Origin of the sequence: Inquilinus sp. 2KB_23, assembly GCF_052115705.1 — a bacterium.
GTDB lineage: Bacteria > Pseudomonadota > Alphaproteobacteria > DSM-16000 > Inquilinaceae > Inquilinus > Inquilinus ginsengisoli_A.
Genome location: NZ_JBFRHF010000004.1, coordinates 211,048 through 226,106, shown reverse-complemented (window position 1 = coordinate 226,106; position 15,059 = coordinate 211,048). Strand labels below are relative to the sequence as shown.

The 15,059-nt window shown below is 68.0% G+C and carries 14 protein-coding genes; 6 read left to right on the top strand and 8 right to left on the bottom strand.

Annotated elements, in window-relative coordinates:
• Nucleotides 1-12 precede the first annotated feature (12 nt).
• The 4 genes from AB4112_RS07015 to AB4112_RS07000 all read right to left on the bottom strand — a co-directional run bounded on the left by AB4112_RS07015 (nucleotide 13) and on the right by AB4112_RS07000 (nucleotide 2,768).
• Nucleotides 13-735, bottom strand: a complete 723-nt coding sequence (locus AB4112_RS07015) for an SDR family NAD(P)-dependent oxidoreductase (RefSeq protein ID WP_309792672.1) — start codon at nucleotides 733-735, stop codon at nucleotides 13-15.
• A 1-nt stretch (nucleotide 736) separates the two neighbouring features.
• Nucleotides 737-1,243: a VOC family protein gene (locus tag AB4112_RS07010; RefSeq protein ID WP_309792673.1), complete on the bottom strand. Its 507-nt coding sequence runs from the start codon at nucleotides 1,241-1,243 to the stop codon at nucleotides 737-739.
• Nucleotides 1,244-1,354: 111 nt separating this feature from the next.
• Nucleotides 1,355-1,819, bottom strand: a complete 465-nt coding sequence (locus tag AB4112_RS07005; RefSeq protein ID WP_309792674.1) for a hypothetical protein — start codon at nucleotides 1,817-1,819, stop codon at nucleotides 1,355-1,357.
• A 109-nt stretch (nucleotides 1,820-1,928) separates the two neighbouring features.
• Nucleotides 1,929-2,768 (bottom strand): enoyl-CoA hydratase/isomerase family protein, encoded by an 840-nt coding sequence (locus AB4112_RS07000; protein WP_309792675.1) that lies wholly within the window; start codon nucleotides 2,766-2,768, stop codon nucleotides 1,929-1,931.
• A gap of 355 nt (nucleotides 2,769-3,123) precedes the next feature.
• Between AB4112_RS07000 and AB4112_RS06995 the strand changes: the two genes are divergently transcribed.
• From AB4112_RS06995 to tehA, 5 genes are all read left to right on the top strand, one after another.
• Nucleotides 3,124-4,353, top strand: coding sequence for an epoxide hydrolase family protein (locus AB4112_RS06995; protein ID WP_309792676.1), 1,230 nt, complete (start codon nucleotides 3,124-3,126; stop codon nucleotides 4,351-4,353).
• A 38-nt stretch (nucleotides 4,354-4,391) separates the two neighbouring features.
• Nucleotides 4,392-5,117: an SDR family NAD(P)-dependent oxidoreductase gene (locus AB4112_RS06990; protein WP_441718089.1), complete on the top strand. Its 726-nt coding sequence runs from the start codon at nucleotides 4,392-4,394 to the stop codon at nucleotides 5,115-5,117.
• 11 nt (nucleotides 5,118-5,128) lie between these two features.
• The gene (locus AB4112_RS06985; protein ID WP_309792678.1) at nucleotides 5,129-5,599 is read left to right on the top strand and encodes a RidA family protein; all 471 of its coding nucleotides are present in this window, start codon (nucleotides 5,129-5,131) and stop codon (nucleotides 5,597-5,599) included.
• 26 nt (nucleotides 5,600-5,625) lie between these two features.
• Nucleotides 5,626-6,528, top strand: a complete 903-nt coding sequence (locus AB4112_RS06980; RefSeq protein ID WP_309792679.1) for an alpha/beta fold hydrolase — start codon at nucleotides 5,626-5,628, stop codon at nucleotides 6,526-6,528.
• A 241-nt stretch (nucleotides 6,529-6,769) separates the two neighbouring features.
• The gene (gene tehA, locus AB4112_RS06975) at nucleotides 6,770-7,771 is read left to right on the top strand and encodes a dicarboxylate transporter/tellurite-resistance protein TehA (protein ID WP_441718086.1); all 1,002 of its coding nucleotides are present in this window, start codon (nucleotides 6,770-6,772) and stop codon (nucleotides 7,769-7,771) included.
• Nucleotides 7,772-7,797: 26 nt separating this feature from the next.
• On the opposite strand, the gene AB4112_RS06970 is transcribed toward tehA, so the two are convergent.
• Together AB4112_RS06970 and AB4112_RS06965 are read right to left on the bottom strand one after the other, a co-directional pair.
• Nucleotides 7,798-8,910: an MFS transporter gene (locus tag AB4112_RS06970; protein WP_441718083.1), complete on the bottom strand. Its 1,113-nt coding sequence runs from the start codon at nucleotides 8,908-8,910 to the stop codon at nucleotides 7,798-7,800.
• Nucleotides 8,911-9,057: 147 nt separating this feature from the next.
• Nucleotides 9,058-9,285 (bottom strand): DUF1127 domain-containing protein, encoded by a 228-nt coding sequence (locus AB4112_RS06965; protein ID WP_441718080.1) that lies wholly within the window; start codon nucleotides 9,283-9,285, stop codon nucleotides 9,058-9,060.
• Between the two features lie 137 nt (nucleotides 9,286-9,422).
• Here AB4112_RS06965 and AB4112_RS06960 point away from each other — a divergent pair, with 137 nt between their 5' ends.
• A complete protein-coding gene (locus AB4112_RS06960) occupies nucleotides 9,423-10,931 on the top strand; it encodes a winged helix-turn-helix domain-containing tetratricopeptide repeat protein (protein ID WP_309792684.1) in 1,509 nt (502 codons plus the stop codon).
• 15 nt (nucleotides 10,932-10,946) lie between these two features.
• On the opposite strand, the gene AB4112_RS06955 is transcribed toward AB4112_RS06960, so the two are convergent.
• Together AB4112_RS06955 and AB4112_RS06950 are read right to left on the bottom strand one after the other, a co-directional pair.
• A complete protein-coding gene (locus AB4112_RS06955; RefSeq protein WP_441718077.1) occupies nucleotides 10,947-12,332 on the bottom strand; it encodes an amidase in 1,386 nt (461 codons plus the stop codon).
• Nucleotides 12,333-12,491: 159 nt separating this feature from the next.
• Nucleotides 12,492-15,047, bottom strand: coding sequence for a hypothetical protein (locus tag AB4112_RS06950; RefSeq protein ID WP_309792686.1), 2,556 nt, complete (start codon nucleotides 15,045-15,047; stop codon nucleotides 12,492-12,494).
• Nucleotides 15,048-15,059 lie beyond the last annotated feature (12 nt).

Sequence of the window (15,059 nt, the reverse complement as noted above, 5' to 3'; positions counted from 1 at the left end):
CCGGTCTCGGGACTACCATCTGTCGACGGGCGCACAATCGACGTGCAGCACCTTCCCGGTGATCTGCGGCGCCTCGGTCAGGAAAACGACAGCATCGATGATCTCCCTCGCGATCGAGGTGCTGCGCATCGCCGGCAGTGCCTCGAGCAAAGCTTCCGGGCTGGCCGTCTGAAACGACATGGCGTCGATGCCGGGCGCCACGATGTTGACGCGAATTCCATCCCGCTCATATTCCATCGCGATGGTCTTGGATGCCGCCTCGACACCGCCTGAGGTGATGATGGCGACCGAGGCGGCGACCCCGGGGGTTGCCCGGTCGGTCGGCGGCCAGGTGACGGTGACGATGCTGCCGCCGGTCCCTTGCGCCAGCATTTGCCGGACGACCAGCTGCGTGAGGTGCAGAAACCCGTCGAGGTTCGTCGACACAAGATTGCGATAGTCTTCGACGGTATAGTCGACAAACGGCTTCGTGACGAAGATCCCGGCACTGTTGATCAAGGCGTCGATCCTTCCGAAGCGCGCCATCGCGGTCTTGGTGACGATCTTGGCCGTGTCCGGATCCGCGATGTCTCCGGCCACACAGGCCAGCCGGTCCGAATGCAGGTTTCCCGAAGATCGGCCGATCTCCGAAGACGTCGCGACGACATTGTAGCCGCGATCGAGGAAGGTGCCGACGAGGCTCGCGCCGATCTCCTCCGAGGCGCCGGTGATGACGATCGTTCTATCGAGATCCATTTTACCCTCCGGTTGCGGTGTGTCGGACCGCGTTCACGACCTCGCTGGTGAATCGCGCGTCGCCCAGTTCGACATCTCCGGACAATCGCGCGGTCACTTCCTGGAAGACCCAGCCATTGCCGTCGGGATCGCTGAACGAGGCGTAGGAGGCGTAGCTTCTTCGTTGCGGATTCGGGCCGATGGCCACGCCCTTTCCGTCGGCATGGTGGAACACGCCTCCGGTGTCATGGAACGGCTCGCTGATCTCGACGCCACGACGGAGCAGGTCCTCGCGAGCGGCCTCGATGTCGGAGACGATCAGGTGCAGCCCCTGCATCGAGCCGGGTGCGGCGGCGGTGACGTTCTTGCCGAAGATGACAGAGCATGCGGAGCCAGGCGGCGTGAACTGGATCACGCGGTAGTCGTCCCTGGCCGCATGGTCGATATCGAGCCTCCAACCCAAATCGCCATAAAATCGCTTGGCGCGGTCCACGTCCGAGACAGGAATGATCACGATCTCGAGCCGCATGTCGACTTTGCCCGCCCACGAACTCTCGACCGCGGGTCTGATCCCAACTTCTGCACTTCCCATGTCTCTTTCCTTTGAAATCTTGTGGAGCGCGATCTTCGCATTCAAAAATTACTGCGGTCTTCCCAAGCCCTTGCTGCGGCGCGATAGGCAATCCGCACCGTGCCTGATCCTCTTCGCGAACCAGGAAAGCGTGTGCTGTATCTTGGCGGCGTTTCGGCCAATCGCGTCAGCCGGCAGCAGCGAAGCGCTGCGCCTCCATTCTTCCGCCGAGGCCGGGGTCCAGCTTGCGGGCGCGGGCAGATGCCCACCGCCCGGGGGCTTCGCGAGATGCCGCACTCGATCGACAACCGGGTCCTCGCCGGCCACCGGCACCAGGTCGACCGAGAATCCCCGCGTGGCCGGCACGACGTCCAGTAAGCCTGTCCTCGGCCAACAGGCGACCCGATCGCCTCGAAGGCCGGCCGACCGAAATTCGACATAGGGGTCCGATAGCCGCCGCGGTGACAGAACCGCCGGGTTGCGCGGAACGATGGCGTCGTGGAAGCCGCTGTCTTCGCCGATGCTGAATTTCATGGCTGCCACCCAAGAGCACACGCGGGAATCGAACGCCGCGTGAAAGAAATTGTCTGCCGCTGGCGCCTGACGGGACGGAACATCCTGACATGGCCGACCGAGGAGGCTGTCAGCGGCCGAGCTGCCCGACATGGTGTCCGAGGCGCGTTTCGACGTCGCCCGGCTTGTGGAAGCCGCGCTCCATCAGCGCCTTGATCCGCATCTGGGCGGCGGGGCGGGCCAGCGCCGCCATGAACGCCTCCCATTCCGGCGCGATTTCAGCGTCGGGCGGCAGGCTCGCCACGTCGACCAGGCGCTTCGTCTCCGCGATGGCCTGCTTGTCGAACGACGCGATCCTCCTTGCCAGCGCGTCGACGAAGGCGTCGAGCTCCGCATCCGGCAGTGCGCGGTTGACATAACCGTAGCGCTCCGCGAGATCGCCCGGAATGTCGTCCGCCCCGAGCAGCACCTCCAGCGCGCGGCCACGGCCCATGAGGCGGGGCAGCCTTGCCATCGGCCCGCCACCGGGCACCAGGCCGGCGCCGACCTCCCACTGCGAGAGGATCGCCTTCTCGCGGCTGGCGAAGCGCATGTCGCTGGCGAGGGCGAGTTCGCTTCCCACGCCGGTCGCGCGCCCCCGGATCGATGCGATCGATACGACGGGAGCGCGGCTCAAACGCACCAGCATGTCCGGCAGCTGCTGCAGACCGGTCGGGCCTGGCGGCAGCCCAAGCGTGTCCTCCGGGTTTGCCAGAAAGTCGTAATGGGTCAGGAAGAAGCCCTCGATGGCGCTGTCGAAGACGACGACCTTGACCTGCTCGTCACCCTCGAGCGCCGCGACGACGGCGTTCAGCTGCGACATGTTCGCCGGCCCGAAGATGTTCAGAGGCGGCAGGTCGAAGGTGACGCGCCAATAGGCCGGTGAGCGGCGATCGACGCGGATCCGGCCGACGTTTGCGATGGCGTCCATATCAATCTCCGATGGTCGCGGGGACAGTCCCGGTGTCATCGAAATGCCAGAGCTCAACGCCCCCATCTATCAAACAAAGGTATCGGCGATACCTTGGTATCGTCCGGAATTGAAAATATTCGAGCAATCAAAGCGGCGTAATCTTGTCTCGATCCCGCGGTTCGGCCGAGCTTCCGCATTCCGATACCAAGGTGTCGGCGATACCAACGTGCAATCGCGCGGCCCCAGGCCTCGTCGCAGTCTGTCGTGGCGCTTCGCTGCCACTGAGACCACCCGAGAGGATTTCGCCATGCTGGAAGGTTTTTCACCCACGCGCCGTGACCTCCTCATAACGTCAGCCCTGACGAGCGTCGCCATGATGATGCCGATGCCGCTGGGTGCGGCCACGGGCGACGCCATCCGCCCCTTCAGCATGACCTTCCCGCAGGAGCAGCTCGACGACCTGCGACGCCGCGTGGCCACCACCCGCTGGCCGGACAAGGAGACCGTCGCGGACGACACGCAGGGCGTGCAGCTCGCGACGATCCAGAAGCTCGCGAAGCATTGGGCGACGGACTACGACTGGAGCAAGATGGCGGCGCGGCTCCAGGCCCTACCGCAATTCGTCACCGAGATCGACGGGCTGGACATCCACTTCATCCACGTCCGCTCGCAACACGACAACGCCCTGCCGGTGATCGTCACCCATGGCTGGCCCGGCTCGATCATCGAGCAGCTCAAGATCATCGGGCCGCTGACCGATCCCACGGCGCATGGCGGGACCGCGTCGGATGCGTTCCATGTGGTGATCCCCTCGCTGCCGGGCTACGGCTTCTCCGGCAAGCCCACGGCGCCCGGCTGGACCCCGGTCCGGATCGCGCAGGCCTGGGCGGTGCTGATGCAGCGGCTCGGCTACACCAGATACGTCGCGCAGGGCGGTGACTGGGGCAATGCCGTGTCCGAGCAGATGGCGCTGCAGCAGCCGCCGGGACTGCTCGGCATCCACACCAACATGGCGGCCACCGTCCCGGCGGATGTCGCGAAAGCGCTGGCGGCCGGCGGCCCGCCGCCCGCCGGCCTCTCGCCGGACGAGAAGCGCGCCTGGGACCAGCTCGACGACTTCTATAAGAACGGGCTGGGCTACGCGATCGAGATGAACAACCGGCCGCAGACGCTATACGGGATCGTCGACTCTCCGGTCGGCCTCGCGGCGTGGATGCTCGACCACGACATCCGCAGCTACAGGCTCATCGCCCGCGTCTTCGACGGCGAGACCGAGGGCCTGACGCGCGACGACATCCTCGACAACGTCACGCTGTACTGGCTGACCAACACGGCGATCTCCTCGGCGCGCCTCTACTGGGACAATGCGCACTTCCCGTCGGGTGGCTTCTTCGACCCCCGGGGCATCAAGATCCCGGTCGCCGTGAGTGCCTTCCCGGACGAGATCTACCAGGCGCCCAAGAGCTGGGCGGAGCAGGCCTATCCGAAGCTGATCCACTACAACAGGCCCGACAAGGGCGGGCACTTCGCCGCCTGGGAGCAGCCGGCCCTGTTCAGCGCCGAGTTGCGCGCCGCCTTCCGGCCCCTGCGCCAGACGACCTGATCGCGTCGTCGGCTTCGCATCACAGTTCGGAGATGATCATGCACGCTGAGAAGACAGTGATCGTCACCGGTGCCTCCCAGGGCATCGGTGCAGGAATTGCCAATGCCTTCCTCGACCGCGGCTACAACGTCGTCGCGACATCCCGGCAGGTCAGCCGGTCGAGGGAGATCCCCGATTCCGATCGCGTCGCCCGCGTGGACGGCGACATCGCGAACCCGGCGACGGCCAGGAACGTCACCGAGATCGCCCTGGCACGGTTCGGCGCGATCAACGCCCTGGTCAACAATGCCGGGATTTTCTTCGCCAAGCCGTTCATAGACTACACGGTCGACGACTACCGCAAGCTCGCAGCGACGAACACCGAGGGCTTCCTTCACCTCACGCAGTTCGTGATCCGGCAGATGCTGGCGCAGAAGTCCGGCGGCAGCATCGTCAGCATCACCACCCCGCTGGTCGGTCATCCGATCGCGGGCGTCGACGTCTCGGTCGCGATGATGACCAAAGGCGGCATCGAGGCCGCCTCGAAGAACATCGCGATGGAGTATGCTAAGGCAGGGATTCGAGTGAACACCGTGGCTCCCGGCATCGTCGACACGCCGCTCCACAAGGACGATCCGAAGGATTTCCTCAAGACGCTGTCGCCGATGGGTGTCATCTCCACCGTCCAGGATATCGTCGACGCCGTCGTCTTCCTGACCGAGGCCCCGCACATCACCGGGGAGGTGCTGCACGTCGATGGCGGCGCCCATCTGGGCAGATGGTAGCTCTCGACACAGTGCCGGCCGCCGGCGCGGAACGGCGGCTGAAGACCCTGGGCATCGAACTGCCGCCGGCGCCCATACCGCTCGGCGCCTATGTCGAAGCGGTGGAGATCGGCAACCTGCTCTTCCTCAGCGGGATGCTTCCTGTCATCGCCCGAACCCCGCAATTCATCGGGCGGCTCGGCGCGGAACTGTCGGTCGAGGAGGGGCAGGAGGCGGCACGGATCGCCTGCCTCAACGCGCTGTCCGCGGCCAAGGTGCACCTCGGCACGCTCGACAAGGTGACCGGCGTCGCAAAACTCGCCGTCTACATCGCGACCGCAGGCGATTTTCGGGACCATCCCCGGGTTGCCGACGGCGCGTCCGAGATCCTGGTCAAGGCCTTCGGGACCGGGATGCTTTCGCCGCGCATTGTCCTGGGCGTCGCCAGCCTGCCCCTTGGCATGCCGGTCGAAATCGAGATCATCCTGCAGGTCGGAGATTGAGTCCCACAGGCATACGGGAGCCCCGCATGAAACACCCGGTCCGCTACCGCACCATCGACCTGGACGGCCTGTCGATCTTCTACCGGGACGCCGGCCCGGCGGATGCGCCGGCGATCCTTCTGCTGCATGGGCTGCCGTCGTCGTCGCGGATGTTCGAGCCGCTGCTGCAGCGGCTCTCGGACCGCTACCGTCTCATCGCCCCGGACTATCCCGGCTTCGGCCACAGCGACGCGCCGAAGCCGAAGGACTTCTCGTACACCTTCGACCGTCTCGCCGACGTCGTCGCCCGCTTCACGCAGAAACTGGTGCTCTCCCGCTACAGCCTCTACATGCAGGATTACGGCGGCCCGGTCGGCTTCCGGCTCGCGCTGGCCCATCCGGACCGCGTCGAGAGCCTCATCATCCAGAACGCCGTGGCGCACAATGAAGGCCTCGGCAAACCCTGGGCGGCCAGGCGGGCCTTCTGGGCGGACCGCGCGACGCACGAAGCGGCCTTGCGGATCAACCTGCTGTCGTTCGAGACCACGCGCACCCGCCATCTCGGCAGCGACCCGAGAATCGACCGCTACGATCCGGACCTCTGGACCGATGAATTCGCCTTCCTCAACCGGGAAGGCCAAGCCGACATCCAGACCGAATTGTTCTTCGACTACCGCAACAATGTCGCCTCCTACCCTGCCTGGCAGGCATGGATGCGTGAGAACCAGCCGCCGATGCTGGTGCTGTGGGGAAAGTACGACCCGTCCTTCGACCTCTCGGAGCCGGATGCCTACAAGCGCGATGTGCCCGAAGCGGAAGTCCATATCCTGGACGGCGGCCATTTCGCGCTCGACACGTCGGCAGACGAAATCGCCGACCTGACGGATGCCTTCCTGAAGAAGAACCGCAGCTCCCGAACGCTCAAATCCGCCCTGCGCCATCTCCCGTGACGAAAAAGGGCCACGGCACACATCCCGGGCGGCTTCCTTCCGATCTCGCGGCACCCGATCCGCGCTGCGGGTCATCTCCACGCCGGCGGAAGGATCGACGGCCGGCTGCACACGATGATCGCGAGCAGATTCGAAGCGACGACCTGGAGCCGGGCTGGCCGTTCAAGAGGTCCTGAGCCAAGGTGCGGACCTATCATGGTGGGCGGGACCTTCCCGCCGGGGCTGTCGGGGGATTGCTCAAATGACCGTTCGACTGATCGTGCCGGTGATCCCGGCCTCCTTCTTCGGCATCGTGCTGGGGCTGGCCGGGCTCGGCGGCGCCTGGCGCTCGGCCCACCGGCTGTGGCAGCTGCCGACCGTCATCGGCGAGGCCGTGATTGCCCTGGCGGTCGTGGTCTGGGCCGTTCTGGTCCTGCTCTACGGCCTGAAATGGCTGGTGGCCCGCGATGAGGCGCTGGGCGAGGTGGCCCATCCGGTGGCGTGCTGCTTCATCGGGCTCGCCGGGGTCGCGACGCTGCTGGTCGCCGGCGGCGTGCTGCCTTATTCGCAGCCGATCGCGACGGTGCTGTTCGCCATCGGCGCCGCCGCCACGCTGCTGTTCGCGATTTGGCGCACCGGCGGCCTGTGGCAGGGCGGACGCGACCACGGAACCACCACGCCCGTCCTCTACCTGCCGACCGTCGCCGGCAGCTTCGTCACCGCCGCCGTGGCGGCGGCGCTGGGCCATCCCGACTGGGGGCAGATGGCCTTCGGCGCCGGGCTGTTCTCCTGGCTGGCGATCGAATCGGTGCTGATCCACCGGCTGCTGACCGCCGCCACGCTGCCGCCGGGACTGCGGCCGACGCTGGGCGTCCAGCTGGCGCCGCCGGTGGTTGGCGGGGTCGCCTATCTCGGCATCACCCAGGGGCCGCCCGACCTGGTCGCCCATGCTCTGCTCGGCTACGGCGTCCTGCAGGCGCTGGTGCTGCTGCGGCTGCTGCCCTGGATCCGGGAGGAGCCGTTCAGCCCATCCTACTGGGCCTTCACCTTCGGCGTGACCGCGCTGGCGGTGGCCCCGATGCGCATGGTCGAACGCGGCGACGCCGGTATCGTGGCGGTGCTGGCGGTGATCCTGTTCGTCGCCGCCAATGTCGTCGTCGGCCTCATCGCGGCCGGGACGGTCTGGCTTGCAGCGCGACGGCGGCTGATCGCCAAATCCGTCACCATCCCGCTCGGCCGGACAAAGCCGACAGGGGCGGCGTAGGCCCCTTGGACGAGGCAAATGCCCGGTCAGACCCGCCGTCTCTCCGCCACCAGCAGCGCCGCCAGGACACAGCACAGCAGGCCGAGGGACGATGGCAGCCCTTGATGTCCGATCAGTTGCATCGCCAGCCCTGTCGCGGGCGAGCCGACGATGCCGCCGATGCCCCAGGCGAACGCGAAGGCCGCGTTGCCGGCGATCAGGGCCTGGCCGTCGAATCGCTCGCCGAGCTGGATCAGCGACATGGTGTAGATCCCGAACGAGACGCCGCCCCAGAGGAGGACGAGCGGCCAGATGAGCCAGGAGTCGAAGATCGCCGGCAGCAGCAGGCAGCCGGCCAGCGATGCCAGGGCACAGAACAGCAGGGTCCGCGCCGAGCCGAACCGTTCGGCCAGGCGCCCGAGCAGGATCTGCAGCACGGCATTGCCCGCGATGAAGCAGGTGATGAGCGAAGCGATGCGCTCCTCGCCGCTGCCGAGCGCTGTGCCATAGACCGCGAACAAGGACAGCAGGATCTGCTCGAAGGCGGCTGCTGCGAAAACCCCGAACAGCAGGAGCGGCGCCAGAGCGAAGAAGCCGGCGACCGATGTCGCCTCGCCCTCTTGCGGCATCTTCGGCAGGCGCGGCACCACCGCGACCACGATCAGGCCGCAGATCAGGAAGGCCGCGATGCCGATCATAAAGGGCGGCCAGCCCTGCGTGCCGACCAGGCCGAGCGACAGCGGGCCGATGGCGAACCCACCCGAAACGATCGATGTATAGAGGCCCATGATGCGGCCGCGGCGTGGCGCGGGGGTGATCGTGATCAGCCAGGTTTCGCTGATCACGTAGAGTGGATTGGCAAAGAAGCCGAGGAGGAAGCGCAGCGGCATCCAGGCCATGACGTCCTGCGTCCAGGCGATCGCGATCAGGGCGAGCGCGGCCAGGATCGAGCACAGAATCGCCAGCCGGGCCCCACCCAGACGCCGCACCAGCCCGGGAATGAAGGGCGCGGAGACGATGAAGCCCAGCGGCGTCATTGCCGCCGACAAGCCGATCAGGCCGGGCGTCGTCCCCTGCCGATCGAGGATGAAGCTGAGCAGCGGGTAGGTCAGTCCCTGGGCCACGGCGAACACCGTGACGGTCGCGATGATGCCCGCCATCGCGGCCCAGGGGATCCGATCCGCTCGCGGTAACGTCGTGCTTTCGGCAGTCATGCGGACCTCGAAGCAGGACCGGCAAATTCCGGCAGGTGCTGAAGAAACACGACGGCACGCGGAAACGGTCGATACGTCATGGCAACCTTCGCCCTAGTCCTGCCAGAAGGGCTTGGCGACCTCCGCCTCGACCTGCCGTTTCGTCAGACCGATATCGTCGATCAGGTACGGATTGGCCTTCGACATCCGCCTGAGGGCCTGGCGAACGCGTATCCGCCCGCGCCAGGTCGCGATCATGCTCAGCAGGGCCGCCAGGCCGTGGGGCCGACACGACGCTTCCGCCTGACGCAGAGTCGCCCCGAGGGTGCGCGTATTGGTCATGACAGCCTCCATAGGAGCTGAGGGGCCAGAGGGCCCCTCGACCTGAAAGAGGCTGAAGTCTGCAGGATGCCGGCGGCGCCGTACTTAAGCCCTCCCAAATAGTTCTCAAAAACTTCCAAACGGACTATGGATGCCGCATGCAGGGATCGCGCTTCGCCTTTGGTCCGTTCGTGCTGGATCCCGATGCGGGAACGCTGCTTCGGGATGATGTCCCCGTCGCCGTCGGCCATCGCGGGCTGAAGCTGCTGGCGGCGCTGGTCGGACGGCCCGGCGACATCCTTGACAAGGCCGAGCTGATGGACGCGGCGTGGCCGGGCATGGCCGTCGAGGAGGGCAATCTCACCGTTCAGATCGCGTCGCTGCGGAAGCTGCTGGGGCCGGCCGCCGACGGAGGCCAGTGGATCGCCACGGTTCCGCGGGTCGGCTACCGCTTCACGGCCGCCGTCGAACCGCTCGGCGGCGCGAAGCGAGCCCCTCTGCCGCTGCCCGACAAGCCGTCGATCGCCGTGCTGCCCTTCGTCAATGTCAGCAACGATCCCGACCAGGACTCCTTCACGGACGGGCTGACCGAGGACCTGATCACCGACCTGTCCAGGATTCCGGGCCTGTTCGTCATCGCCCGCAACTCGGCCTTTGCCTACAAGGGCAAGGCGATGGACGTGCGCGGGATCGCACAGGACCTTGGCGTGCGCTACCTGCTGGAGGGCAGCGCCAGACGCGCCGCGGGGCGGGTGCGCATCAACGCCCAGCTGGTCGACGCGGTGAGCGGCGATCACCTCTGGGCGGAACGCTTCGATCGCGGCCTGGACGACATCTTTGCCGTCCAGGACGAGGTCACCGGCAAGATCATGGAGGCGCTGCTCGGCCGGCTACGCGCACCGCCGCCGCGCCATCGGCCCCAGAATTTCGAGGCCTACGATCTCTGCGTGCGGGCGCGCCGGCTGATGGATGATTCCCCGCAGGCGGCCAGGGAAGCGCATCTGATGCTCACGCGCGCGGTCTCGCTCGATCCGGGATACGCCGAACCCTATCGCTGGCTGGCCATGAACCACTGGATGGGATCGGTGCATTCCGGCGGACCGACGGACTCGTCCCGCAGCGTTGCCCTGGACCTGGCGCGCAAAGCGGTGGCGCTCGATCCCAACGATGCCGGCTGCCGCTGGGTCCTGGCCTACCTGCTGGCCTATGAGCGCAGCTTCGCCGAGGCGGATGCGGAATTCGCCAGGGCGATCGAGCTCGACCCCAACGAGGCCGATGCCTGGGCGGCCTTGTCCGACATCGCGGTCCTGGCCGGGCGGGTCGAGGACGGCCTCGAGCACGTCCGCAAGGCGTTCCGGCTGAACCCGTTTCCGGCAAGCTGGTACTATCTCACGCTCGGCCAGGCGCAATACGCGGCCGGCGACTACGAAGCCGCCGTCGAGACGCTGCGCCGGGACGAGACCTATCGCACCAGCTCACGCCGTTTCCTGGCGGCAAGCCTGGCCCAGCTGGGCCGGCTCGACGAGGCGCGCGCGGAGGTCGAGCTGTTCCTCGTCGGCAACCCGGATTTCACGACCCGCCACTGGGTGGCCAGGGAGCCGTTCCGCGACGCGGCGACGCTCCAGCACTTCGTCGATGGCTACCGCAAGGCCGGCCTTCCGGAGTGACAGGCCCTTCCTGCGTCAGAGCACAGGCCAGGGCCGCTGCGGGCCGCGGCGGTCCTCATAGGCCTGGGCCAGGCGCAGCACGCCGAGGTCGTCGAAGCGGCGGCCGACGATCTGCAGGCCGATCGGCAGCCCGGCGGCGGTGAAGCCGCAATTGATCGACACCGCCGGCTGCTCCGACATGTTCCACGGCACGGTGTAGCCGATGTGCTCGAACGGCTTCTCCGGGTCGTTCAGCGGCGACGCCCAGTCCGCCGGGAAGCCGGCGACCGGCGCCGTCGGCGACAGCACGAAATCCAGCGATGCGAACAGCGCCGCCGCCGCCTTGCGGATCTCCATGGTGCGGTTGAAACCGCGCATCACCGCCAGGCCCGACCGCTCCGCCCCCGATTCCGCCCAGGCCCGGATATAGGGCAGGATCTTCGCCCGGTCCGCCGCGGGCAGCTTCGACACGTCGTCCCAGGACCGCACCCGCCAGAAATCGTCCAGCCCATCCAGCATCTCGCGGGTCAGGATCGCCGGCACCGGCTCGACGATGCCGCCGGCTGCCTCGAGCAACCGGGCCGCGGCCGTCACCGCGTCGCCCACCTCGGGGTCCAGCGCCATGCCGGCGCCGATGTCCATCATCAGGCCGATGCGCAGGCCCTTGGGATCGATGGCGAGGTCGGCCCAATCGATCTCGGCCGGAGGCAGGTTCATGCCGTCGCGCCCGTCGGGCCGCGACAGCACCGCCATGGCCAGGGCGGCATCGGCCACTGTCCGGGTCATCGGCCCGGCGACGCGACCGACATAGGACGGGTCGATCGGGATCCGCCCCAGGCTGGRCTTCAGCCCGACGATGCCGCACCAGGCGGCCGGCAGGCGGACCGAACCGCCGATGTCGGTGCCGAGATGGATCGGACCGTAGCCGGCGGCAGCGGCCGCCCCTGCCCCGGCGCTGGAGCCGCCCGGGTTCTTCGACAGGTCCCACGGGTTGCGCGCCAGCTTGTGGAAGCTGGAGAGGCCGGAGGACAGCATCCCGTAATCCGGCATGGTGGTCTTGGCCAGGATCACGGCGCCGGATTCGCGCAGCCGCGCCGCGGGCGGGGCGTCCTCGGCGGCCGGCACCAGCGGCGTCGCCGCGGTGCCCACCGGCACCGGCACGCCCCTGGTGGCGATGTTGTCCTTGACCGTCGCCGGCACGCCGTCGACCGGCCCAAGCGGCCGCCCCTCGGCCCAGCGCGCGGCCGAGGCCGCGGCGGCGGCGCGGGCGCCGGCGGCATCGAGCGCCCAGAGGGCCTGCAGCTTCGGCTCCCACGCCTCGATCCGGGCCAGCACCGCCTCGGTCACCTCGACCGGCGACAGGCTGCGGTCGCGGTAGCGGGACACCAGGTCGACGGCCGAGAGGTCAGGGAGCGAGGTCATGCGTCACCGGCTGTGTTCGGGCAAGACAACGGATGTCCTGCCGCGGCAGGACAATGGACGTCCTGCCAGGGCAGGACACGTCCTGCCGGGATAGCCGGAATTATCGGCCGCACCAAGGCGAATTGCCCGACCTTTCTGCGGATCCGCCGGGCGCCGTCGCTAGAGCAGGAAATCCGCCGCGACGAAGGCGATGGCGCCGGTGCAGCGGATCTGGAGATCGGCCACGCCGTCGCCGTCGACGTCGCCATAGAGGCTGGTGACGCCCCCCACAGTCTCGGCCCGCAGCTGGCCCGCGACATGGCCGAAGGCGGCGGCGCCGATGAAGGCGAAGGCCTGGTCGCCGGCCACGGTGGTGTTGGCGTCGATCAAGGCCAGTTCGATCCGGTCGGCCTCGGCGTGCTTGAAATCCGCGATCAGGTCGGCCCCGGCGCCGGCCGGGCTCTGGCCGATGCTGCCGTAGAGGAAGCGGTCCGACCCGGCACCACCGGCAAGCGCGTCCCTGCCACCATACCCCACCAGGACGTCATTGCCGGCATTGCCGACCAGGATGTCGTCGAGGGACGACCCCACCAGCACATCGTTGCCAGAGCCGCCATAGACGCCTTCGACCGACGTCAGGGTGTCGCCCTGCGCCGTGCCGCCGACCCCGGTGCCGGAGTCGAGCCTCACCGTCACCCCGGCGGCGCTCTCGGAGTACATCGCGATGTCGATGCCGGCGCCGCCGTCGAGATGGTCGGCCCCACTGCCGCCGCGGAGCACGTCGTTGCCGTCGCCACCCCTGAGCGTGTCGCTGCCGTCGCCGAGCAGGGACGTGATGAGGGCGCCGGCGCCGCCGCCGTTCAGGCTGTCGGCCCCGGCACCGCCATCCAGCACGTCATCGCCCTGGTAGCCTTGCAGGGTGTTGGCACCGCCATCGCCGGTCAGCGTATCCGCGAGGCGACTGCCATCGACGTTCTCGACCCCGGAATAGGTGTCGCCGAGGGCAAAGCCGCCGCCGAGTCCGGTCGCCAGGTTCACGGTGACCGCGAACTGCCGGGTGGCATAGGAGACGGTGTCCACCCCGGCGCCGCCGATCACGATGTCGCCGTGCTCGGAATCCCCGCCGATCTGAGTCGAATAGACGCCCGGCTGGAGGATGTCGTTGCCGTCGCCGCCATCCAGCGTGTCGCTGCCGGTGCCGCCATCCAGCGTGTCATTTCCACCGAGGCCGTGCAGGACATCGGCACCCGCCTGGCCCGTGAGCACATTGTCCGCGAACGAGCCGGTCAGGACATCAGCGCCGCGCCCGCCCTGGATGTTCTCAAAATCCGATCCGATGATGTCGTTCTGAGCATCGCCGCCGACGCCGACCTCGGCATCGAGCCCCACGGTCACGCCGCCGATCGACCCGGTATAGGCAAGGGTGTCGATACCGGCGCCGCCATAGAGGATGTCGCCCCCGACACCGCCCTCGACGACGTCGTTGCCGGCACCGCCGCTGAGGAAGTCGCCGCCCGCACCCCCGGTCAGCCGGTCATTGCCGTCGCCACCTTCCAGCGAATCGTTGCCGTCGCCGGCATCCAGCATGTCGTTGCCGCCCAGGCCGGCGAGGGCATCGTCACCCGCCGCGCCCACGAGGGCGTTGTCCGCGGCCGATCCGGTCAGCGTGTCGTCGCCGGCCGACCCCAGGAGGTTCTCCACATCGGCGGCGATGCTGTCGCCCTGGGCGTCGCCACCCGATCCGGAGCCGCCGATCACGGCGGTCACGCCGGCCGCGCTGGTGCTGTAGTCGGCCGTGTCGACCCCGGTGCCGCCCTGCAGGGAATCGGCCCCGGCACCGCCCCTGAGGGTGTCGTTGCCGTCGCCGCCATCCAGCGAATCGTTGCCGATGTCGCCCAGAAGAAAGTCGGTGCCGGCGCCCCCTTGCAGCACGTCGTTACCGGCCTCGCCCAAGAGCGTGTCGTCGCCGGCGCCGCCCTGCAGGGTATCGCCGCCCGAGCCGCCGTAGATGTCGTCGCGGCCGGCGCTGCCGACGACGAAATCGTTCCCCGAACCGGCGAGGAACCGAATCTCCTCGACATTCAGCACCTGCGACCCGTCGGCCGCGATACGGCCGTCAAGGTAGTAGACGAGCCCCAGCGTGGTGGTGTGGCGGTCGACGGTCATGCTGTCGTTGCCGATGCCGCCATCGACCCGGATCTGGCCGTCGCCGGGGTCGAGGACATCGTCGCCGTTGCCGCCATACAGCGCATCGTCCCCGCTGCCGCCTTCGAGGATGTCGTTCCCGTCGCCGCCGTTCAGCGTATCGGCGCCGGAATCGCCGATGAGACGATCGTTGCCGGCGAGTCCCGTGAGCACGTCGTCGCCGACAAAGCCCGAGAGCTGGTTGTCCGCCGACGACCCGGTCAGGTGGTCGGCATAGGCCGAGCCCCAGAGGTTCTCGACATCGTCGGCGATGTAGTCGCCCTGCGCGTCGCCGCCCGAGGCGTAGTCGCCGATCACGGCGGTCACCCCGGCCGTGCTGGCGAGATAATGCACCGTGTCGATGTCGGCGCCGCCGAACATGAAATCCGCACCCGCCCCGCCTTCGAGGAGGTCGTAGCCGGCATCGCCATAGAGCACATCGTTTCCTCCCTGGCCGTGCAGGCTGTCGTCGCCCTCGAGGCCTGACAGGATGTCGCTGCCGGCTCCGCCCTGCAGGTAGTCGTTGGCGGAGGTGCCGTAGATGGTCGTCATGATCGGCCTACC

Excerpts from the sequence above, each read along its gene's own strand:
- AB4112_RS07015 (WP_309792672.1), bottom strand. The coding sequence starts at position 735 with ATGGATCTCGATAGAACGATCGTCATCACCGGCGCCTCGGAGGAGATC.
- AB4112_RS07010 (WP_309792673.1), bottom strand. The coding sequence starts at position 1,243 with ATGCGGCTCGAGATCGTGATCATTCCTGTCTCGGACGTGGACCGCGCC.
- AB4112_RS07005 (WP_309792674.1), bottom strand. The coding sequence starts at position 1,819 with ATGAAATTCAGCATCGGCGAAGACAGCGGCTTCCACGACGCCATCGTT.
- AB4112_RS07000 (WP_309792675.1), bottom strand. The coding sequence starts at position 2,768 with ATGGACGCCATCGCAAACGTCGGCCGGATCCGCGTCGATCGCCGCTCA.
- AB4112_RS06995 (WP_309792676.1), top strand. The coding sequence starts at position 3,124 with ATGATGATGCCGATGCCGCTGGGTGCGGCCACGGGCGACGCCATCCGC.
- AB4112_RS06990 (WP_441718089.1), top strand. The coding sequence starts at position 4,392 with ATGCACGCTGAGAAGACAGTGATCGTCACCGGTGCCTCCCAGGGCATC.
- AB4112_RS06980 (WP_309792679.1), top strand. The coding sequence starts at position 5,626 with ATGAAACACCCGGTCCGCTACCGCACCATCGACCTGGACGGCCTGTCG.
- tehA (WP_441718086.1), top strand. The coding sequence starts at position 6,770 with ATGACCGTTCGACTGATCGTGCCGGTGATCCCGGCCTCCTTCTTCGGC.
- AB4112_RS06970 (WP_441718083.1), bottom strand. The coding sequence starts at position 8,910 with ATGGCGGGCATCATCGCGACCGTCACGGTGTTCGCCGTGGCCCAGGGA.
- AB4112_RS06965 (WP_441718080.1), bottom strand. The coding sequence starts at position 9,285 with ATGACCAATACGCGCACCCTCGGGGCGACTCTGCGTCAGGCGGAAGCG.
- AB4112_RS06960 (WP_309792684.1), top strand. The coding sequence starts at position 9,423 with ATGCAGGGATCGCGCTTCGCCTTTGGTCCGTTCGTGCTGGATCCCGAT.
- AB4112_RS06950 (WP_309792686.1), bottom strand. The coding sequence starts at position 15,047 with ATGACGACCATCTACGGCACCTCCGCCAACGACTACCTGCAGGGCGGA.